18 protein-coding genes are annotated in these 22644 nt (G+C 48.9%); 10 read left to right on the forward strand and 8 right to left on the reverse strand.

Annotated features, from left to right (window positions below):
* Positions 1–1008 (forward strand): small ribosomal subunit Rsm22 family protein, encoded by a 1008-nt coding sequence (locus AB1757_02310; protein MEW6125871.1) that lies wholly within the window; start codon positions 1–3, stop codon positions 1006–1008.
* A gap of 256 nt (positions 1009–1264) precedes the next feature.
* Here the strand turns inward: AB1757_02310 and AB1757_02315 are convergent, their stop codons facing one another.
* From AB1757_02315 to liaF, 4 genes are all read right to left on the reverse strand, one after another.
* Complete coding sequence (locus AB1757_02315) at positions 1265–3499, reverse strand: molybdopterin cofactor-binding domain-containing protein (protein MEW6125872.1); 2235 nt, start codon at positions 3497–3499, stop codon at positions 1265–1267.
* Complete coding sequence (locus tag AB1757_02320) at positions 3496–3951, reverse strand: (2Fe-2S)-binding protein (GenBank protein MEW6125873.1); 456 nt, start codon at positions 3949–3951, stop codon at positions 3496–3498. The genes AB1757_02315 and AB1757_02320 overlap by 4 nt, the downstream gene beginning before the upstream one ends.
* Before the next feature lie 329 nt (positions 3952–4280).
* Positions 4281–7541 (reverse strand): S41 family peptidase, encoded by a 3261-nt coding sequence (locus AB1757_02325; protein ID MEW6125874.1) that lies wholly within the window; start codon positions 7539–7541, stop codon positions 4281–4283.
* A gap of 160 nt (positions 7542–7701) precedes the next feature.
* Entirely contained in the window at positions 7702–8229 is a 528-nt protein-coding gene (gene liaF / locus AB1757_02330; GenBank protein MEW6125875.1) for a cell wall-active antibiotics response protein LiaF, read from the reverse strand.
* 170 nt (positions 8230–8399) lie between these two features.
* Here liaF and AB1757_02335 point away from each other — a divergent pair, with 170 nt between their 5' ends.
* Positions 8400–9398 (forward strand): carboxypeptidase regulatory-like domain-containing protein, encoded by a 999-nt coding sequence (locus AB1757_02335; GenBank protein MEW6125876.1) that lies wholly within the window; start codon positions 8400–8402, stop codon positions 9396–9398.
* 316 nt (positions 9399–9714) lie between these two features.
* Here AB1757_02335 and AB1757_02340 read toward each other — a convergent pair whose 3' ends face one another.
* Complete coding sequence (locus AB1757_02340) at positions 9715–11088, reverse strand: alpha/beta fold hydrolase (protein MEW6125877.1); 1374 nt, start codon at positions 11086–11088, stop codon at positions 9715–9717.
* 120 nt (positions 11089–11208) lie between these two features.
* Here AB1757_02340 and AB1757_02345 point away from each other — a divergent pair, with 120 nt between their 5' ends.
* Entirely contained in the window at positions 11209–12141 is a 933-nt protein-coding gene (locus AB1757_02345) for a VWA domain-containing protein (protein ID MEW6125878.1), read from the forward strand.
* 151 nt (positions 12142–12292) lie between these two features.
* On the opposite strand, the gene AB1757_02350 is transcribed toward AB1757_02345, so the two are convergent.
* From AB1757_02350 to AB1757_02360, 3 genes are all read right to left on the reverse strand, one after another.
* Entirely contained in the window at positions 12293–15040 is a 2748-nt protein-coding gene (locus tag AB1757_02350) for a TonB-dependent receptor (protein MEW6125879.1), read from the reverse strand.
* A 144-nt stretch (positions 15041–15184) separates the two neighbouring features.
* Entirely contained in the window at positions 15185–15916 is a 732-nt protein-coding gene (locus tag AB1757_02355; GenBank protein MEW6125880.1) for a zf-HC2 domain-containing protein, read from the reverse strand.
* Between the two features lie 118 nt (positions 15917–16034).
* Positions 16035–16607, reverse strand: a complete 573-nt coding sequence (locus AB1757_02360; protein MEW6125881.1) for a sigma-70 family RNA polymerase sigma factor — start codon at positions 16605–16607, stop codon at positions 16035–16037.
* A gap of 227 nt (positions 16608–16834) precedes the next feature.
* On the opposite strand from AB1757_02360, the gene AB1757_02365 reads away from it, so the two are divergent.
* The 7 genes from AB1757_02365 to AB1757_02395 all read left to right on the forward strand — a co-directional run bounded on the left by AB1757_02365 (position 16835) and on the right by AB1757_02395 (position 22631).
* The gene (locus tag AB1757_02365) at positions 16835–17116 is read left to right on the forward strand and encodes a hypothetical protein (GenBank protein ID MEW6125882.1); all 282 of its coding nucleotides are present in this window, start codon (positions 16835–16837) and stop codon (positions 17114–17116) included.
* A 280-nt stretch (positions 17117–17396) separates the two neighbouring features.
* Complete coding sequence (locus AB1757_02370; protein MEW6125883.1) at positions 17397–17651, forward strand: hypothetical protein; 255 nt, start codon at positions 17397–17399, stop codon at positions 17649–17651.
* A gap of 108 nt (positions 17652–17759) precedes the next feature.
* Positions 17760–18176: a XisH family protein gene (locus tag AB1757_02375; GenBank protein MEW6125884.1), complete on the forward strand. Its 417-nt coding sequence runs from the start codon at positions 17760–17762 to the stop codon at positions 18174–18176.
* Entirely contained in the window at positions 18164–18505 is a 342-nt protein-coding gene (locus AB1757_02380) for a XisI protein (protein ID MEW6125885.1), read from the forward strand. The genes AB1757_02375 and AB1757_02380 overlap by 13 nt, the downstream gene beginning before the upstream one ends.
* Positions 18506–18890: 385 nt before the next feature.
* Positions 18891–19811: a Druantia anti-phage system protein DruA gene (locus tag AB1757_02385; protein MEW6125886.1), complete on the forward strand. Its 921-nt coding sequence runs from the start codon at positions 18891–18893 to the stop codon at positions 19809–19811.
* A gap of 10 nt (positions 19812–19821) precedes the next feature.
* Positions 19822–20880, forward strand: coding sequence for a hypothetical protein (locus AB1757_02390; protein MEW6125887.1), 1059 nt, complete (start codon positions 19822–19824; stop codon positions 20878–20880).
* 5 nt (positions 20881–20885) lie between these two features.
* Positions 20886–22631 (forward strand): hypothetical protein, encoded by a 1746-nt coding sequence (locus AB1757_02395; protein MEW6125888.1) that lies wholly within the window; start codon positions 20886–20888, stop codon positions 22629–22631.
* Positions 22632–22644 lie beyond the last annotated feature (13 nt).

A 22644-nucleotide genomic window follows, 5' to 3' on the forward strand; every position in this document is an offset into this window, starting at 1 on the left:
ATGCAATTACCTGCTTCTCTCAAAGCCGCTATTGAAACTGAAATTACCCGCGTTAAACCTGAGGCTTTAGCGCAAGCCGCTTTGGCAATCTCCAACGCCTATCGTACCAATACTGATTTTAAAAAGTCATTATTTACCTCTGATGCTTATCGCGCCGCTTATCTTGCGACCCGCATGCCTGCAACCTTTGCCAGCATCCGCGCGGTCTTTGCCGAAATCAAAAATCGTTTGCCGCAAATCGAATTAACCAGCCTGCTTGATTTGGGCGCGGGCGCGGGCACAACCATGTGGGCTGCCGGTGAAATGTTTCCATCGCTCAAATCAATTACCAATCTTGAACGCGATAAAGGGTTGATTGAAATTGGAAAACGTTTAGCTCAAGCATCCGAACATCCGGCAATCGCTTCAGCGCATTGGCTAGCGGCTGACTTGCAGAGCAATGTTGACCTCGCGCCACACGATATGGTGGTGATGTCTTATTCGCTTGGCGAAATGAGTCAAACGGCGCGACTCATTCAAAAAGCCTGGGAAGCGGCTGAAAAATTAATCGTGGTGATTGAACCGGGAACCGTGCGCGGCTTTCAGCACATGCTTGCCGCAAGAGACGCCTTCATCAAATCGGGTGCGCACATCATTGCGCCTTGTCCGCATCAACTTGTTTGTCCGATGGCTGAAAACGACTGGTGCCATTTTGCCGCCCGTGTTGAACGCGCGGCATTTCATCGTCGCGCCAAAGGGGCAATCCTGAATTATGAAGATGAAAAATTTTCTTATGTGGTCGCCGCAACGTTCGATTGCCAACCCGTCACCGCGCGCATCATTCGCCATCCGTTCATTCAAAAAGGGCACATCCAATTTGAGCTTTGCACGAACACAGGTTTACAACAGTTGACGGTTTCAAAGAAAAATCAAAACGCTTTTCGCCGCGCTCGCAAATCCGCCTGGGGAGATGCGTGGAAGCAAATTGCAGATGAGGTTGATGAGCGGGAAATTGATGAACGCGGTTAAAGCGATAATACAATGAATTACAAACCTTCCTCGAAATATCAATCGGCACATCATCAATAGACATTCCCGGCGGATGCTCTAAACGGTAATGCTTCTCAACTACAAATGATGCCCATCAATTATCCGCATCAATCCGCCGCATCCGCCGGGAAATGCAACTTTGCTGGTGTGCCATTGATTTTCCGTAAACCGTTTCGCGGCTTGAAAAATTAAAATTCCCGCACCTGCACAAACGGTTTACCAACCCGATACAACTTCACACCAGTTGTTTTTTAATCGGCAAATCGCGAAGGCGTTTTCCGGTCGCCGCAAAAACCGCGTTGCAAATTGCCGGAGCAATCGGCGGCACCCCCGGTTCGCCTACGCCTGCCGGCGCGGCATCGCTTTCAACAATGTGAACATGCGTGGCATAGGGCGCTTGATTGATGCGCGCCACCGGATAGCCATCGAAATTCGATTGTTGAATGCGCCCGTCTTTTGCAGTCATTTCACCCATCAAGGCGATGCTTGTGCCAAACACTGCCGCGCCTTCAAACTGCGCTTTCACGCGTTCGGGATTGATGACCCGCCCGGTATCAATGGCAATATCCACGCGCGGAATTTTAATTTCGCCTTTGTTCACTTCGACATCAACGACGACGGCAACATAAGTCAGGAAGCTACGATGCGCGGCAATGCCGAGCGCCCGTCCGGCTGCGGGTTTTTTATTCGCCCAGCCCGATTTTTGCGCGGCAATGTCAATCACGTTTTTCAGTCGCGCCGTATCGAAAGCGAATTTCGGATTTTCCCGCGAAGGTTGTTTCATGCCCTCTTTATTGAAATCAATGACACGCGGCTTGCCGATTAACTCCATCAAATATTCCACGCGGTCGCGCCCTGCGGCGGCTGCAAGTTCATCGGTAAACGATTGCACCGCGAAAGCGTGATAGATATTGGCAACCGAACGCATCCAGCCAATGCGCGTGTGCGATTTGGCTGCCCCGTTTTCAACGCGCAGATTGGCAATCGGATAGGGAATGTCCGTCCATCCCATACTGAGTTGAAACCCGCCATACTCTTCTGCGGGGTTAAACAACATGGCAATCGGCGGAAAAGCACTGCGTTGCAACCAGGCGGTTGGCAGGCCTATGTCATCGACAGCCGCTTTCATATAAAGCCCGGCGGGCGAATGGTAATAATCGAATTGTAAATCGTCTTCGCGACTCCAGACGATTTTCACAGGTTTGCCGACCTGTTTTGAGAGCAACGCGGCTTCGGCAACATAATCGGGTTTTGATTTACGCCCGAATCCGCCACCAAGCAGCGTCACATTGCAAATCACCTCGTTTTTATTAATCTTCAAAGCCTGCGCCACGGTGTCTTGTACGGCTTGCGGGTTTTGCGTCGCTGCCCAGATCACCGCTTTACCGTCTTTGAATTCGGCGACCGCTGCGGGCGGTTCCATCGGCGCGTGCGCGAGCATTGGCGTGTAGTAACTGGCTTCGAGAGTTTTGCCGCCTTTACTGAATTCCGCATCAACGTTGCCCACTTCGCGCACCACACGACCGGGTTTTTGCGCGGTCTCCAGCAAAGTCTTTTTATAAGCCGATGATTCATATGCGCTGTTGGGACTTTCCGTCCATTCAACTTTGAGTTGTTCGCGTCCCTGTAGTGCCGCCCAGGTGTTACTCGCCACCACAGCAACGCCACCCAGGGCTTTGAACCCCATCGGCGGTTGCGCGTGTTCGAGGACAACCACCTGTTGCACGCCTTTTACTTTTTTGGCGGCGGCATCGTCATAGCTTTTCATGGCGCTGCCGAGCACTGGCGGACGCGCCACCGTTGCATAAACCATGCCGGGCATCTGCGCGTCGATGCCGAAAACGCCTTTGCCGGTAACTAAATCTTTACGGTCAACCATCGCCACATCTTTGCCGATGTAGCGAAACTCTTTCGGCGTTTTATAACGCAAGGTGTTGGCGGCTGGCGTTTTCAATGTGGCGGCGGTGGCGACGAGTTCGCCGTACCCGAGTTTGCGCCCGGTTTTGCTATGCACAACAAAATGTTGCTGTCCCTGACACTCTTCAGCGGGAACATTCCATTTCGATGCTGCCGCCTGTTCAAGCATCGCGCGAGCCGTCGCGCCTGCGGTGCGCATCGCATCATAAAAATCGCGCACCGAACACGACCCGTCAGTATTTTGCGAACCGTATTTGCTATCGCCTATCGCCTGCACGACGCGCACGCGATGCCAATCGGCTTCGAGTTCATCGGCGACAATCATCGGCAAACAGGTGCGCGCCCCGGTTCCCATTTCGGAACGATGGGCGACGATGGCGACCGTGCCGTCGGGTTCAATGCCTAAATAGACGCTCGGTTGCCAGGCGTTTGCGGTCGCGGGTTTTTGTATGCCTTGCGCAGAGCCTGGTGTGAGACGTGCAGCGACGACGAAAGCGCCCGCCGCGAAAGCCTGACCAATAAATTGGCGACGCGATACATTGGTGATTTTCATGCCTTCACCCCCGATGCCATTTTGATTGCCTGACGAATGCGTTGATAGGTGCCGCACCGACAAATATTGCCGCGCATATTTTCATCAATGTCTTTGTCCGTCGGCTTGGGTTTGATTTTAAGCAAGGCTGCGGCTTGCATGATTTGTCCGCTCTGACAATAACCGCATTGCGGCACGTTGCAGGCTTGCCAGGCTGTTTGCAGCGGATGTTCGCTTTTGGCAGCAAGCCCTTCAATGGTGGTGACAATTTTTCCGGCAACCGCGCTCATCGGCGTTGAACAACTGCGTATGGCTTTGCCGTTCAGATGCACCGTGCAAGCGCCGCACAGTCCCATGCCGCAACCGAATTTGGTGCCGGTCAAATTTAATTCATCGCGCAAATACCAGAGCAGCGGCATCTCAGGGTCGCCATCAAATCGTCTGGCTTTGCCGTTCACTGTTAATTGAATCATCGCTCTCCTCTTCCTTTGCTTGGCTTAAATAATTGGGCGCGGTTAATCGGCAATGCAATAAACACACGTTGAAAGGTCTTTTGCAATCCCGATTAACCGCGCTGTAGGTTTGTCGTTAAATAAAGTACGCACCGAGGCGCGAGAACACAAGGCAGTTTTTCAAATCAGACGAATGAGTAGTCATATGATTTCAGATTGACCTTATGAAATTGATGCTCACCAGCGAAAGTGAACGGTTGTCTTCGGATTAGACGGATTAGGCGGATAGAATCGAAATCCGCCTAATCCGAAGACGCGCTTTGCTTAGTTGCGATTAGCTGGGGTTCGACTTAATCGCGTTTGGCAACACCTTTCGCGCCGAGTTCTTTTAACAACTCCTGCACGGCGGTTTCAATTTGCCGGTCGCGCCCTGCAAGGTTATCTTCCGGCGTATTTTCGACCAGGATGTCCGGTTTGACGCCGTAATTTTCCATGTTGGTGCGATTTTTATCGGCAAGAAAAACTCCGACCCCCGGCGTGCGCACAGTCGAACCGTCAATCAATGAATAACTGCCGGTGCCGATAACTGCGCCCATCGTCGGCGTGCCGATGACTTTGCCAAGCCCCAGGGCGCGAAAACCCGCCGGGAACATTTCGGCATTCGACGCCGAACGCCAGTTCTGCAAAACCGCTTTGGGCCCGAAATAACCCGCAAACGGTCTGCCGGTCGGCTCGGTGCCGCGCGGTTGCCAGATTTGATATTCGCGTTGCACTAAAATGGCGAGCAATTCCTGTTCGATATTGCCGCCGCCGTTGAAGCGTTGGTCAATAATCAACGCCTCTTTGTTGCGATTTTCGCGAATCTCTTTTTCAAATCGGCGCAGGCTCGGTTGATTCATCGCTTGAATGTGCAGATAGCCGATGCGCCCGTTCGATAATTTATCAACCATAGCGCGACGATCTTTAACCCAACGCTCGTAACGCAACTGGCTGAATTGTCCCGCAGGAATCGGGTCAATGCGGGCTTTCCACGCGCCTTGTTCCGTTGGTTTATCATTGAGCATCACTTCAACTTTGCGATTGAGTCGCGTGTTGTTGAGCATCGCCCAATAGTTATCTCCGGCTTTCACGCTCTTGCCATTGATACTGATGAGATAATCGCCCGCCTTTACTTTCACCCAATCTTTATCGGCGGGACCCTCCTGGTAAACATAACTCACTTTGTAACGCCCGGCGGCGGCATCGGCTTCAAAGTCCAAGCCAAGATGCACGGTTGCAACTGCGCCGTCGCGTCCGCCCGGCGCGGGCGCTGCGCCGGTGTGCGAAGCGTTCAACTCGCCAATCATTTCGTTGATGATGTTCAAGAGTTCCTGCCGGTCGCCGACGAATTCCACCAGCGGTTGATATTTGCTCTTCATGGCGTCCCAGTTTTTGCCGTGCATCTGCGGGTCATAAAACCTGTATTTCATGGTGCGCCAGGCATCATCGAACATCTCAGCCCACTCGGCAGGCTTATCAATTTTAACTTTGGCAGTAAAGGTCACGCGCCGACGTCCGCCCGCGCCGCCAAAAGGCGAGGCGGTTTGTGCGGTGTTTGCACCGCCGCCCTGCGCCGCAAGCGTCACGGAGTAGACCGATTGACCTTCTCTGAAAAACAGCGTGCGTCCATCGCGTGTAATCGCCAGTCCCGAAATGCCGCCGCCAAATCCGCCAAATCCGCCGCGCCCGCCGCCATCGCCAGCGCCCGGCGCTTGCCCTGCGGTGATGCGCGTCAGTCTGCGACCGTCGTCTTGGATTGAGTAAACCACAGGCGTTGAACCCAGCCCTGCGGGTTCGGTGGTGACAAAAACAATCGTGCGACTGTCGGGCGAAGTCGTGTAGTTGAATGCGCCGAAAGGCATGCGCGTGACCTGTCGGGTGCGGCGTTTGAGACCTTCCCAATCGACCTTGATTTCTTTCGGCGGCTGGTTGTTGCGTTGCGCTTGCGCGCGTTGCATGGCTTCAGGAGGAGCATCGGCATCGGGGCGTTCTTCGGGGTCATTGGGGTCGCGCTCTTCGCGTTCAAGCGCCACCACATAAATTTGCGCGGAACTGCCAAAGCCTCCACCGCCGCCACCTTCGTTGCGCGCGAAGTAGAGTTTTTTGCCGTCGTGTGAAAATTGCGGATTCACATCGGCGTAAGAATCAAATGTCACTTTGCGCTCTTCGCCGCCACTTGCGGAAATTAAATAAACATCATTGGTGCGCGTCTGGTCAGCTTTTGAATAAGCGATCCATTTACCATCAGGCGACCACGCCGGTTGACTGATGTTGCCGAATTTCGACTGGGTGAGTTCGACTGTCTGTTTGGCATCAAGGTTGTATTTTCTGAGTTTGTTGTCCGATGCATTGAAAGCAATCTCTTTGGAATTAGGCGACCACGCGAAGGAAAATTTCAGGCTGTCGAAATCGCTGATTTTCTGCGGGTCGTCCGAGCCATCGCTTGCGGCAACGTAAAGTTCTTCGCGCCCGCTCTGGTCAGAGATAAAGGCAATCCACTTTCCATCGGGCGAATACTGCGGGTCTTTGTCGCGCCACGGACTATCGGTAATCTGTTTCAAATCGCCTTCATCGGTTGGGGCAGTGAAAATCTCGCCGTGAATCGAAAAGGCGATGCGGCGACTCGAAGGCGCGAGGTCGTAATCATCAACCTGTGAATTGAAATCGCGATACTCGGCAAGATTTTCCTGAGTCTCGGCGGCGATGTCGATTTTAATCGGCGTCACTTTCTTCGACGCGACCTCGAGTTTCCAGATGCCGAAGTCATGTTCAAAAACAATCGTCTTGCCATCGGCGCTCATTCCCGGAAAGCGCACATCGCCGGTTTTGAAGGTCGTCACCTGTTCGGCTTTGCCGCCGGTTTCATTGATGCGATAGATGTTCGTCAGCCCTGTGCCTTCGCGGTCGCTGACGAAATAGATGAAACCGTTGGCGCTCCACATGGGCCACGAATCCAAGCCGTCGAAATCGGTAAGGTCAGTGAATTTTTTCGCGGCAATATCCATCACCGTCACGTCCGTTTGATAGGAGCCGCGATAATATTTGCGCCAGTAAACCTGACCCTTGCGATTGATGGCGAGTTTTTTGCCATCGGGCGAATAGCAGGCGTAAATGCCGATGTCCGAACCTGCGCTTTGCGGCAATCCGCCATCAAGACTGACAGTGTAGAGTTTGCCGAGAAAATCTTCGCCGCGTTGCGAGGCAAATAAAATATTTTTTGAATCGGGCGACCAACCCAGCACTGTGTCATCTGCGGAATGCGTAGTCAGTTGTTTCACTGCGCCGCCTTCGACGGGAATGATGAAGACATCCATATTGCCGTTGCGGTCACTTGAGAAGGCAATCCATTTACCATCCGGCGAAAAACGCGGATAGGCATCGCGGGCTTTATTGACCGTAAGCCGTCGCACATTCTGTCCGTTTTCATCAGCCGTCCAGATGTCTGCAAGATAGGTGAAGGCGACGCGCCCCTGATGATAATGCGGATAGCGCGCCAGTTTCGCTTCGCGGCTGAAAGCCGGGACTGCTGAGAGAGCGATGAATGAAAAAGCAAACGCCAAGAGTTTTTTCATGAGAAGACTCCTCCAAAAGTTTTGGGTTTAGAAACGGCTTATTTGCGCATGAAACCGGACGGCATGACCGCTTCCAGACCAATAATTTTTCTCTAGCTGAGTTTTTATGTATTGCTGAACGGCTATGACGTTTTCTGAGATGATGCGGTTACAATAGCCTTTATCTTCGGATTTTTATGGCGCTCAGTAATGAAGCGACTTCGACATGCAGACGGCGCGCAGCCGTTTCATAGTTGTCGGAACGGTATTCATTAACATCAAAGAAACCTTTGCCGACTTTTTCGCCGCGCAATTTGAGTTCGGCAAGCGACGAAAAACCTGTGATGCGCACGCCGACATTGTCGGGCACGAAAATTTCAATATCGCCAAACAGGGAATAGGCGCTGATATGAGTTTCGCCCGGCGGCAGCGGTGCGCCGGTTAAATCCACTTTGACATTACCAAACACTGCCATCGCTTTGTGGTCGGCAAGATCTTTAAAATCGTTGGCAATTGCGGCTTGACTGAAAAAGCCCACGGTGATGCCGCCGCGCGCCTGACCGATTCGCGCGGGAGTTGCCGTACCGGAGTGATTGATTTCATCAGGCAAAGGTTCACCGATGGCTTGGGATACGCCTGAAAGGTTGGTTCCGCACTTTCGACAAAATTTTCCGTACTCGTTTTGCGTGCCGCATTTCGGACAAAACATCTTCGCCTCCCCTTATCTTCACGTGGCTATGCTACTGGTATATTTTGCGAGTGACAAGCGACGACGGGATTTGCACAGGCTGACAAATGGTTTGCTGGAATCGGGCTGAATGAACCAATCTTTTCAGCTATAATGGCGTCGCTATCAGGCATAAGGAGGTTTCCATCCCCGTGAAATCCCGCACAACATTTTTGTTGCTCATTTTATTTATCCCTTCACTGACCGTTGCACAGAATCCTAATAATATGATTCGCGGTAAAGTGCGCTCGACCAATGGCACGCCGGTAAACCATGCGATTGTCGAATTGCACGACAACAGCGGCGCCATCATCAGTCAAACGGTGACGCGCAACGATGGCGATTTCGCTTTTTCACGCATCGTGCCCTCGGAATATGAAGTCGTGGTTACGGTGAGCGGTTATGATTCGTCTGCGCAAAGAGTCGTATTTACTCAACCCGACCGCTCCAATTTTTTTGAAGTCGTCACCATCGAAGTGATTCTCAAACCCAGGACGGATACCACGCTTCCGGTGATTGGAACACGCTTTGTCCAGGAGGTTCCCAAGCCCGCGCGCGCCGCTTTTGAAAAAGCCATGGAACAGTTGCGCGATAACAAAGCACAAGAAGCCATCGCTTTGTTGCGCGAAGCCGTGAATAATTTTAATGATTATTTCGACGCCAATTTTATGCTCGCCCGCGAACTCTTTCGCGCCGGCGAAGACCAGGCGGCTTTGGAAGCCATCGAACGCGCCCGCCGTGTCAATGAACGCGAAGGCGGCGTCTATCATCTCTTCGGACTGATTATGCTCCGCCAGCGCAAATTCGTGGTCGCGGAATTTGCTTTTCGCGAAGCCAGTAATCTTAAACCCAATCAACCGCTCTTTCATTTCTTCAGAGCCAGAGCTTTGATTGAAATTGCCATTTATACCAAAGACGAAAAAGAGAAGATTGAAGATTTGGCGCTCGCTGAAAAAGAGTTGAATCAGGCGTGGGATTTGAGCGAAAAGAAATTGAATGAGGTGTATCTGCAACGCGCTCGCATCTTTTTGCGACGCAATGACAAAGCCGCCGCGATTAAAGAGTTCGAGGCTTTTTTAAAAGCCGAACCCAATGCCGCGAATGCCGCCACGGTTCGCCAGGCGATTGATAATTTGCGCGCCAATAAATGAGCGGGAATTTTGCAGTTGAACGGGTTGTTGGTTTAGACCTGAAGTTCGGAAGATTTTTCTATCAAAAAAGCCGGAACACTGAAGTATGAATTGCCTCCGGCTTTAGCTGGAGGACAATGATAAAGCAATAAACAGGCTTTAGCCAAAATCGAGAATTGGGCTAAAGCCTGCCCATCAGCAACCTTTTCACCCCCTGCTAAAGCTGACGGCAATTCATCAGCTCAAGCCAGAGGCGATTCATTTTCTCAGCTAAAGATGGCAATTCATCAAGAAGATTTAGCGAATATCTTTCGCTATAAAACTCAACAGCCTTCATTCACTTCTGCCGCTTAATCCATGCGACAATGTCATCAATGACGTACTTTGCGATGTTGCCTTCTTTGGCGTAATTTGACGGCGCGGCTTTTTCTTCGGTTTCAATGAACAGGTGATAGAGTTTCGCATAGCTTTTGAACTCGACATCTTTTCTTGCGCCGAGCGCCGCTTTCCAATTCTCAAAATCTTTCAAGGTTACCTGATAATCTTTTTCGCCCTGTAAAATCAACATGGGCTGTTTCAGATTCTTGGCTTCTTCGGGTGGATTGTAACCGCGCAAATCGAGCCAGTAACTTCCCGGAACCCCAAGCAACAAGCCTTTATCGCCGGGCTTTAAAGTGGCATCTTTCACTTTGGCGACCTGCGCTTTAACAATCTCGAGTTGCTGTTGCGCTTGCGGAGAAACATTACCTTCAAGCGACGCGATATAGGTCATCTGTTCGAGAATGGTATCTTCCAGAGGGCGGGTCAGCCCGGCAAGCGAAATCAATCCGGCGATGCTGGCATCCCCTTTGGCAATGCGCGGCAATAGCATTCCGCCGAGACTGTGACCGAGCACGAATATTTTTTTCGCATCGATTTTTTCATTAGTCTTCAACAGTGCGACAGCCGCCAGCGCATCATCTACAGCCTCTTCTTTGACGGTGACGCTTTCGGCAATCGCCACAAGTTTTGCCGCGTGTGCTTTGGTGCGTTTTTCGTAGCGCAAGACGGCAATCCCTTGCGAAGCCAGACCCCAGGCAAGGTCACGAAAGGGTTTATTTTGAAAAATCGTTTCGTCGCGGTCGTGCGGTCCAGACCCATGCACCAAAACGATTGCCACAAACTTGCCTTCGCCTTTCGGCAACGTGAGGGTTGCCGAAAGCGCCCATTCGCCCGCGCCGACCGTTACCTCTTTTTCGATAAATGAATCGAGGTTGGCATAATCGGGTTTTTTGAATGCCGAAGCGGGTTTTGCGGGCGGCGGCGTGCTTGCCGGTAAAAAGAATAGACCGCTAATCTGTTTTTGTCCGTTGAACACCACTTTGACATCGACGGCAAACAACGCGAATTCGCAGGACACCACCACGGCATCGAACTCTGCGGCTTTCTCTTTGCGCACGCCGTATTGATTTTTGAACGCGCCGACCTGCCCGATGACCGCTTTCCAGGTTTCGCGCAATTTATCTTCGGGTGAAACCCGTTTCATGGTGTCATCAAAATTTTTCACCACACTTGCGAAATCTTCTTTGACCAGTGAAGCGACCAGTTGTTTGGCGATTTCGGTGAGTTCATCCGAAGCCGCAGGTTGTTGAGCAAAAGCCTTCGATGAATGAGCGATGAGGGCAAAAATTAAAATCAGCGAACCGAATAATTTTTTCATGTCTTGAATCATAGGAGCGAATTCGCCGGCGGGCAATACGGACAAGCTTTGCATGGACTTCGCGCGGGCTTTGTAATTGGTGTAAAGTGATTCGGAGCGAACCTTTGAAATTTATGTTGTGGTTTCAAAATTATGCGTATAGGAATTTGTATTATCCTGACTCTCAGTCTCCTGCTTTCTGCTTTGGCGCAGCAAGATGACAAACCCATCAAACTACAGACCGACCTCGTCGCCATCGATGTGACCATCACCGACAAAGACGGCAATTTCCTGCGTAATCTCAAACGCGAAGATTTTGTGATTTACGAAGACAACGAACCGCAGAAAGTCGAGTTTTTTGAAGCCAATGAAAAAGCCGCCTTCACGCGCCCGCTCGCCGTGGTCTTTGCCTTTGATATTTCCGGCAGCATTACCCCCGAAGAAATAGACCGTCAGCGACAGGCGACGGAAAAGTTCATGAGTCTGGTACAACGCGAATCGGTCTATTCGGTGGTTGCGTTTAACAATGAAATTCGCGTGTTGCAGGATTTCAGCAATGATGCCAATAAAATTTCTCAGGCATTCAGAAAAATCAAAGATACTTCGGGTTCAACGCGCATTTTTGCGACCATCGGTCGGGCAGTTGAAATGCTCAAAAAAGTGCCGCGCTATCGCGGCGCGCGACGTTTGCGTCGCGTTGTAGTGATTGTGACTGATGGTTATGACAACGTAGACCCGACAGAGCAAACTGAATTGATTCAAAGCGCAAATGATGCCGAAGTGACGGTCTATTCAATTACCCTGCCATCTTATCCGGCGGGCGGCAATCAACCGCGTATCATGACTTTGCTCGATGTGTCGCGGGTTGTGCCTTCGACCGGCGGCGCAGATTTTTCCGCCGACGTCAGCGATTTCACGCCGGTCTTCAAAGCCATTGCCGAAGAGATTCAATCGGGCTACACCGTCGCCTATTACCCGTCCGAAAAATCGCGCAATGACGGTCGCGCGCATCAACTTCGCGTCGAAGTAAAAAAGACTGGCGCCATTGTTCGCGCCAGCCGCAGTAGTTTTCAATCGGCGAAGTGAAAGCGCCGTGTGAAGGCAAAAGGCAAGAGTGAAAACGGTTTTAATTCCGCCAAGGGGCGTTACTAAGACATTGACGCCGAGCAGCACATCAACCAATTTACTGTGCGCTTTTCTACTTTTGCCTTTTGCCTTTTAACTTTTGCCTTTCGCACTAAAACCGTGTGCTATATCTCAAATACACTCCGCGTCCCGGCGCATCCAATCCCGAACTGATGCCGCGATAATTTCTATCGCCGATGTTTTCAAAATCAATCATCACTTCGTGACGTTCAGCGATACGAAACCCGCCGCGCGCGTTGAAAGTGATGTAACCCGGGATGGCTGTGTAAAGCGATGACGAATTGACGCCGACGCCGAGTACACGGTTTTGAATTTGCGCTAAGGTTTCGCCCGTCGCATTCAAACGGTCATCGGCATTGCCGGCAATACCATCGGGTCCCGCATTCACCAGTCCGCGCGCCCTTGCGCCGTTGTTGAAGAAATTGGCGATGCTTGAGCGCGAACGCCCTGCGCCTGTGCGACGGTCACCTAAATCAAGCGACGAAAGTCGCGTCTGCCGGTCAACCGCGTGAACATACGGTTCAAACCAGAATTTGCTTCCCGATGGCGCATAACGCAGTTTCAAATAGAAATCGGCGGGTGGCGTTCCGCCTTCGATATTCGGCGGCAGCCCCGAACGTTTGTCTTCGGCGTGAATGTAGGTGAAAGCCGTCGATGCCGACCAGTGAGCGGCAAGCTTCACTTCCAATGTATGCTCGAATCCATAGAGTCTGACATCATCGAAATTGGCGCGCACCAACACAGGGGTTGCCGAGGCTACGGGAACGAAGACCGTACCATTGGCGAGTTGTTGAGTGATGGTCTGGTCGCCCAGTCTTAAACCGACTGCGCCCTGCGGTAAAATGAGCGCCTGTTTTTGAATGTTGTCGGAGATGTCATTGATGAAGAAAGCGAAGTCGGTATCGAAGCGTTGATTGCGATAGCGCGCGCCGAAATCGTAAGTCAAATTGCTTTCGGGTTTGAGTTGTTCGACCGGAAGCCCTGACGACACGGCGCTGCTTGCCGCAGAGGTTCCGACAAACCCACCAAGCCCTGCAACATCGGGCGCGGCGATTTCAAAACCATCACCCGTAAGTCCGAGCGTGCCTAAATCGGTGATGTGCGGCGCGCGCAAACCTCTGGCGATATTAAAAACAAAATTCAAGCCTTCAACGGGCGAGATGACCGCGCCTGCGCGAAAGGTGACGGCGTCTATGTCGAATGAATCATCGGGCCATAACCGTCTGCCATTGACCACAGGCGAATTGGCGGCGCGTGAATCATAAGCGTATCTGCTGTAGCGCACACTGCCAATCAATCGCAATTTGCTGCTGATGACATCGAAGACATCCTGCGCGTAGACGCCGCCGCTTTTGAACTCGGCATCATCGGGCACGCGCCCGCGCCTTAAAGTCGAAACCTGGGTTACGGGATTGACGCCGAATGATGGCGCGTTGATACCTTCGCTATAAAATTCACCGCCGAGCAAAAAGTTATTGCGCGAACCGATTTGTTTATTGGCGAAAGCCTGAAGCCCATGCACATTGGTGCGTTCATACTCGTGATTGATCGACGCATTGCGATTGCCGTTGCCGCCTTGATTGACGCGCTCTTCGCGTTGCGAGTTGAATGAATATCCCGCAGAAAAGCTATCGAACCAGCCAAAATTCATGCGGTTATAACGCACATAAAACAGGTCAAGCATGAAGTTGCGCAGGTCAGCAATCAAATTGCCATCGCCGCCAAGCAACTGATCCCAACGTTTGCCGCCATCAATCTGGCTGCGAATATAGCTGGTGATAAACTGGTCTTTGGTGGTTGGCGAAAAATTCATTTTCAACATGCCGCCATATTGCGTAAACGCAGTATCGGGTATGCGGTCATCAATCACCAGATCGGAACTCAGGTTGAAAAAGCGCGTCACCGCATTGTGCGAATCGCGTTCATGCCCGGTGCGCAAATTATTGACGCGATGTCCCGCGAAATTCGCCAGGAGTCCGAAATGTCTGGTTGAATAACCGGTCGTCAGGCTTGAACCGAAACTGGCATCGGCGGTGTTGCCAAACAGGCTCAAACGACTTTCGCTTTGCGGGGTTTCGGTAAGCGCAGGGGTGCGCGTCAGATATTGAATGCTGCCGCCGAGCGCGTCGCTGCCGTATTGCGCGCTGTTGGGTCCGCGCAATACTTCGGTGGCTTGCAGGTTCGAGACATCAATCAGATTGAAAAACGAACTGACGCCGCCGCGCTGCGCCGCGTTTGAATAACGCACACCGTCAATGAAGGCATTGACTTTGTTGCCGACCAGTCCGCGAATGAAGACGCCGGAAACCGTCGGGCTGGTGCGTTGCAAATGCAAGCCTGCCTCTTCGGTGAAAATTTGCGCGGTGACCGCTTTGGCGCGTTCGGCAATCACCTCTTCGTTGATGACGTTGACCTGTTGGGTGGTGTTTTCGACGCTTTCGACGAGTCCGGTGTTAGCGGTTACGGTGACGGTTTCGGCATCGATTCGCGGTTCGAGCGTCACCGATACTTCGGCGGTTGACAGTCGCGTGTTGATGGCTTCGCGACGGTCTGCGAAACCTTTGGCGCTGACGATGAGCAAATAATTGCCTTCGGGAATATCATCGAAATTGAAACGACCCTGAGTGTCGGTTTTTGTGGAAGCGACGGTTGCCTGCTGCGCAGTGAGCAACACGACGTTGGCATCAACAATGGCATCGCCGCGGGAATCTTTTACGCTGCCGGTTAATTTTGTAATTGTGGTGGCGAAGGTGGGATTCACCAAAGTGACGAAAGTGAGCAGTAGGATTGAAAGCGCCGCGAAAGTTTTATGCAAAGCGCTCATCAGGGATTTACTCATGCTCTTCTCCTAAGATTGATATTATTGTTGCTAATTTCCTGAATCTTATGACTGCTGAAAAAAAGCCGTATTCAATGTTTCTTGTTGCAGCATTGAATACGGCAACCGAATAGTGGAGGACATCGAAAACAACTTCATCAAAATTCAAAATTTACGTTTATGGGTATCCAGGGCTTCGATGTTGAGCACCGGATGAACTTCGTACCATTCGCGGCCTTCTTCGGCATCGTAACGACTGACGCCATAGACCCGCACGCGCGAACCGACAGTTGGCGGTTCAAGGTGAATCGGGCTGATGATTTCGCAAACGATAAACGGCGACGGACGCTCGATGTCTTCGACCAGCTTGAATACCAAATCACCGTCTTCGGGACTGATTTTCACTTCACTGACGTAGCCTTCGGCGACCACGTGCGACGCTTTGTTGCTTTCCATCTCGCTGATATTGACCGGGTGATATTCATCGCGGTCAAACTGTCCGAAAATGCGCGCGGCATAAATTTCTTGCGGTTCGCGGGCTTGAATGATTAAAGCGAGACTCAGTCCGACAACCATCAGCGCAAGGATGATGACGGCAAACCAGGGTGAAAGAAAAAATTCGCGGCGGATGGTGAACCGGCGTTTAGGTAAACCCGCAGGCGTCCCGGCGGATTGATTGTCGAGGGCTGCGGCAATCGCTGCCCAGTTATCGCGCGGCGGTTGGCGGCGGGCGAGTTTTGCGGCGAAGCGTTGCCCGTCACGCAGTCGCGCCACCTGCGCGCGACACCAGTTGCAATCCAGCAGATGGTCTTCGAGTTGTTTGGTTTTTGCCGGATTCAACTCGTCGTCTATGTAAAACGGAAAATTTTTATGTATATCAAAACGTAAGCATCTCATATTGGATAACTCCTTCGATGCTTGAATGAAACAACCCGCCAAATGAGTTGTTCAACCTGCACATCCTTAGCTTCTTTACCATTCGTTTTCTCAAACGAGAGAGGCAGCGTTCTCCACTTTATAAAATTTTTCTAAGCGGTCTGAGCCGCGATTCGAGATGGCTTAGGGCGCGACTGAGGCGCGAGGCGACGGTTCCCGCAGAACACTCAAGCACCTCGGCAATCGCTTCGTAAGAAAGCCCTTCGATATATTTCAAGACCACCACGGCGCGCAGTTTCGGGGAAAGCTCCATTACCGCTTGGGTAATGATTTCCTGCCGCTCGTTGCGTTGGTGTTCAACGTCCGGGGGTAAATGCCAGTCCAATTCCTGACCGCTTCCCAGTATGGCATCAAGCGGCACATATTCCGGGTTGCTGCGTCGCGAATGGTTCAAACATTCATTGAGGGCGATGCGGTAAATCCAGGTCGAAAGCGCCGATTCAAAACGAAAACCCGCGAGGGCGCGAAAGATTTTTAAAAATATGGTCTGAGTTAAATCTTCGGCAAAGACCGTATCGCCGATGGAATAAGCGACCAGATTAAAAACCCGTTCGTTATAGCGTTTATAAATGGCGCGCTCCGCCGCGCGGTCGCCTGCTTGCGCCGCCGTGACCAGTTCACGTTCTGATAGTTGCGTATCGCTCAAATTCATGGAGATAAAAAAGCAACCTCGAATATATTAGACACCGGCGAAAATATTTTCTTCCCTGGTTTAATAAAAATCATGAGAGCAAAAGCGCCGGGAAGCAAACCGGTTTATTGACGACACCCCGAAATTATTGCTGCGGTGGGTTAAGTGGTTGACGACGTCGGCGGGCAATAGTAGTGTTGGCTTGCGTCGAACGAAATTTGGCAATCGTGCCTGAAAGAGTCCCATAAATGACCAGTAAAGTTTATAAAGTGACCTTGACCCTGCCGGATTTAGCCGCCGCTCATGCCGAGCAGGAAGTGAGAGTTGAAACCACCAGTTGGACAACTGCCATCAAACTCGCCTGCGATGAAATCAGCCGCCGCCCGCATGTGCGCGGCAAACATATCAAATCTGCCAAACTGTTTTTCAGCCAGGTCGGCACCAGTGATAATCTGCCCGCCGAAAAAAAGACTAAGCCGGCAAAGAAAGCCAAGGCTTCCGCTGCTCAGGGCGCGCTGTTTGATAAATGATTTGCGCGCCTTATCCGTTTGGTGACCAATCACCACCCGAAATATTTTTCCGGCGATTTGCATTCTTTTTTTCACCGCTTGCGTCTGTTTGAGTTGATGAAGTCCCGCTTCATCAAATTATGTAGTGACCATCTGTCACTATGAAAAGCTGTACGAGCAGGCGTTTAGATTTTAAATGCCGCTCCTGCCCGCCGGTGATGACGATATTGTCAAAGCGTTCGCTTTTGCTTTGCACCTCACCCGCATCGTTTGCAACGGCAAAATTTAAGGAGACACGATTATGCCAAACGGACACCGAATTGATATAAAACGCCTGGAAAAGAAGGTCACGGATTTAAGTGACGCGCTGGCAAAACTCAGTAGCAAAGAGGATTTCAAAAAGTTGATTTTGATACTCAGAAGACCGGGTTGGACGACGCCTGCCGAATACATCTTCGCTTCGTCAATCGTTGAAGCGATGACCGCACAGGCGAAAGCCCTCGACAAATTAAAAGGCGATTTACTGAAAGGCAGCGACGCGGTCGGACGCGGCTGATTTTTTTAACTGTCAGTGTAACTAAAAGGGCAGGGAACTCACCCTGCCCGAACATTCGATGATTTTTGAAATACCATTTCTGGAAATCTCAGAACTTAAAATCGTAATATGCCAAGACTCGATAGTATTCATAGTGCTGTAAAAAATGCATTGGTAAAAGATGGCTGGCTGATTACTGCCGACCCGTACAAAATTAGATATGAAGAAATAACGCTTTATGCAGATTTAGCAGCAGAAAAACCGATTGTCGCCATGCGCAGCGGGCAAAAGATACTGGTTGAAGTGAAGAGCCTTGTCGGACTATCGAAATTACAGGATTTGAAGGAAGCACTTGGGCAATACGATATTTACTTTTACCTGATGCAAGAGACCGAACCGGAGCGCAAACTCTATGTTGCGGTCAGCGAAACAGCCTACAAAGATTTCTTCAATCGTAAAGCGATACAGCTTATAATCAACCGACATAGGCTTCCGCTTATCGTTGTGGATATAGATACAGAGGAGATTGTTACATGGATAAATTGAATCATTACCGCAACCTGATAAAAACGATTCTTGGTCAATTTGTCGAATGGGACAAACGCCAACCGACACCCGGCGAAGAGACCGTTTTGATTGCCGATGATGAGCGCAACCATTATGTCCTGATGACCGTCGGCTGGGTAAACAACCAGCGTGTGTTGAATATGCGCGTCTATGTGCGCCTGCACGATGAAAAATTCTGGATAGAAGAAGATTGGACAGAAGACGGCATCGCCGCCGACCTGCTGCGCGAAGGCGTCCCCAAAGAAGATATTGTTTTAGCCTTCCACGACCCCGAAACCCGCAAACACACAGACTTCGCCGCTGCTTGACGCGGAAATTGGATTTTTAGATGTCTTGTTTTTAAGATGGAATGAACGAAAATGAAATTTAAAAATTGCGGTAAGCATTAGTTGGCGGAATTTCAATTGAGTTGCTGTTTAGCTGTTAATGCGATAATCTGCGCAAGCCAAATTTTATTTGCAATACTTCTAATACAGTGGAACCTAAATTTCTTGAGGTTGAGAGTTACGCATTTATGCGTGAATCGCTCTTCTCTCACGCCTGAAGGCGTTACTCTGAACTCTGAAAAATATCAACTTACTTAGGTTCCAATGTACTAACAGTTTTCATCAATAAATATTAAAGTTGGAATGTAATATAGGATTCCAAAGTAATAAGCACTCTAATAGTTAAAGCCCAAAGGAAATTGACTGCGTGATTAAGAAAAATAAGAAGAAGGAAGTTCCTTTATTCCTCAGAGGTAGGCATTTTTCGGCAAGGGATTTGAAAGTCATAAATCGATGTGTTCAAAAATATTTTGATAAAGGGCGTACATACATCTCAAAGGTGATTTGTGAGAAATTAAACTGGAAGCAACCTAATGGGTGGTTAAAGGATCGAGCATGTAGAGATGTATTACTGCAATTAAATGAAAAAGGAGTAATTGAGCTGCCTCCTGCTCGCACAAGGTTAAAAAAAAGGTGTGTGTTACAACAAGAAAAAAGAGTTTGGCATAATATTGATGTAGCGTCACCTATAATTGATTACCCAGATAAAATTGATTTGGAACTTGCTAAGGGAAATAAAGCTGAAAAAATCTGGAATGAAATGGTTAAGGAATATCATTATCTGGGTCACAAAGTGCTAGTTGGAAGATGTATGAAATATTTAGTTAAAACAGGTGAAACAATTTTAGGGGCTGTGTCCTTTTCTTCTCCTGCCTGGCAGTTAGAACCTAGAGATGCAATCCTCCAAAAGTTAGAAGTTCCCCTAGGAGATATACGTGATTTAGTTATCAATAATAGCCGCTTCCTTATACTTCCTAATGTAAATGTTCCAAACCTGGCATCTACTGTTTTGTCTGTATCTACCCAAAAAATCGTGAATGATTGGAAGGATTATTACTCTATTACGCCGCTAATCGTAGAAACTTTTGTTCAGCCATCTTTATACAATGGTACTTGTTATAAAGCAGCCAATTGGCTGCAAATTGGAATGACGAAGGGGTATGCAAAAGCGGGCACCTCTTACCATAATAGCCAAGAGCCTAAGAAGATTTTTATATATGGGCTTAGTAAAAAAGTACGACGTAAAATCCATCAAATTATAAACGACCAAGAGGACAAGGGATCATAGAGAGGAATAAATGAGTTCTCAAGACGCGCTTCAACGAGCGAGACAATTTATATCTGCACAGAATGGTGTTATTGCCCCATTGAATATTTCAGAGGAAGAATTGAACCCAACTGGGCAGGATGATTTATCATTTCAAGCCTATCCCTTGGAATCTATGGAGTCGTGTTATCGAGTTAATTTCAATTATCCAGAGGATTCTACTTGTAGTGAATTTTCTTTTTTTGAAGATGGGAAGCAGAGAACTGTACAGATAGGCTTCATCCCCACAATTATTGGTAACAACCAAGTATTACTTCCGGTGCATTTCTTTGTTGTGGCTTCCGTAATCTTACGAAGAGAAAACCATGAACTCAAAGTTTGGAATCGTCCAGAGATCGAGCAGGGTATATTTGTGGAAAGGTCGCTAGTACCTGATCAACAAAGGTTACAAGAATTTGAACGTATGGGACTTAATGTAGTCGGAATACCTGCACAAGGTGGGGACTACTATGATTTAAAAAGACGGGCATTACAAGAGGCGAAGAAAAGGCGACTTGAAATAGAAGATCGTTTGATTGCTGTGTGGAGGCTGAGTGATGAAGCCCAAAATAGTTTTCTCGTAGTTGATGGTACTTTAATGAATTTTCGTAATGAAGAAAATGTTGAGAAATGTGTTGGCGTTAGTAAGTCTTTCGGCTCACGGTATTTTGAGGTGAGCGATCATAACCGAATAATGCGAATGACCGAATTTGAGCGTTCCTGGACGTTTCGCTTTCACTCTCCAGAGAATGAAGCGGATGATCTTCGGCAGGGCAGAAGAGAAAGAATAAGCTGGTATCTTCGTTTAAGAGACAAGCAAAATGCTGATCCTGAATTTGGACTTGTACGAGTTGAAATTAGCCAGAGGCATGCAGAGAGAGCATCTGAATACGCTGAAAGATTTTCTCGCTCTTTGCTCTCAGATCGCTTACCTACATCATATCCTGCACCAAGATGGGATAAACATCTTTACCCGGTTTGTGCCTGTGAGAACTATCTTGCAAGCATTATGCCTTCAATATCAACTATCAATGCTGCTATGAAAGGATAAGACCTATGCCCGATTCATTAGAAAGAGAAGTAGAAATAGAGAAGGGAGGGGTTCCCGAAGAAAATGCTCAAGAGGAAAATGTTGAATCTGCTGATCCGATTAATATAGAGAATTTCTTAAATGTAAGTTATGGGGTTATTGGACGCACTGTATCAACCAAATCAGAACCCAACACTTCGAGCAAATTTCACTTTTGGGTTGCTGATAGAGAAGAGGCGATAGGCAGAATAGAAATTGGTAATATCGTCGCTGCTTTTTCCGATGATCGGAATGACATTACCTTTGGTACAGTGACCGAAATGCGATCATACAGTGATATTGATAGCTTTATCGCTGATTATTTGAGTCATAATTTTGGCGAAGCAACAGTGGAAGTTCCAACTGATATTTCGGAAGTAGTTGTCGTAATTTGTGATGTCATGCGAAATGTTTCTTCAACAACTAAACCTGTAGGTCGCTCACGAGTTTACTTCCCCAGTAAGTTAGGAATCCAGCTTGCTTATGGAATATTGAATGAGAGAGGAGAAAATATTTTTAGCGGGGCACCTATTCCAATAGGAGTTTTTGAAAATGGCGATGGAACAGTGGCACCAATAAGTGTTGATGAAGATTTTCTCGTGGGACCTGAAGGAGCGCATTTGAATGTTTCTGGTATCTCTGGGTTGGCATCAAAAACATCTGCCATTGAATTTGCTATTAAGTCACTTCTTACAAATACCTCAAAGAGATTGGCTATAGTAATGTTCAATGTAAAGAGTAAGGATTTGCTTTATATAGACCAACCTAATCCAAGGAGTGAACAAGATGAACTGTCTCAAAAAATTTATCATTCGCTGAACATCCCTGTTCAACCTTTTATTGGTACTCGTTTTTTTGCACCATCAAATCCGCAAAACCCTAATGGTACACAAAGCCTAAGAGAACTTGCTACGCAGCGCTTTCAGTGGGATTTGACTATGATGTACAGAGATATTCCAACTTTATTTAATTCATTTGATTGGGATGACAAAATGGAGGGTGTTTGGTTTGTAATTCAAGATGAAATTGAACGAGGAAATCTTTTAACTTATGCTCAGATGTTGACTTGGATTGATAGACAAATCGCCCAAGCCGGTCAACAACAGTGGATTCGCGGCAATCATATTGCAACTTGGAACAAAATGCGCTCTCACCTTCAACGCTTCCCTAGAACTTATGGAGGTCTGATTGCATCAGCAGGGCAAGGGCTTGATATACCTTGGAATGATTTGAGAGAAGGCAGCATTTACGTTGTGGACATTCAGATGTTAAATGATCGTGGACAGAAGCTTGTTTTCGGGCGTTCAATGAGAGCTATTAGTGATTTACTCGAAGCAGGGGAAGATAATTTAGATGCAGTGGTTGTCTTTGTTGATGAATTAAATAAATTTGCTCCATCAGGTCAGGTGCGGACACCATTGAAGGATCGCCTTATAGATATAACTGCGCGTGGTCGCAGCCTTGGTCTGATCTTATTTGGAGCCGAACAGTTTGCTTCATCCGTAGATAAAGAAATTATTGAAAACAGTTCTACTTATTTCTTTGGAAGAACAGAAAACAATGAGCTACGCACACCAAATTACAGCGCGTTTAGTAATGAGGTGAAAACCAAACTAACGATGCTTCCTCAAGGACAGTTGTTAGTGAAGTTTGCAAAGTTTCCACAACCAATTTTTGTGAAATTTCCATTCCCTCCTTGTCTACCTGGAGATCAATATAATAGAGGACAGTGAAAAGTTAATTTGA

It is taken from the genome of Acidobacteriota bacterium (assembly GCA_040754075.1).
In the GTDB taxonomy this organism is placed as follows: Bacteria; Acidobacteriota; Blastocatellia; order UBA7656; family UBA7656; genus JBFMDH01.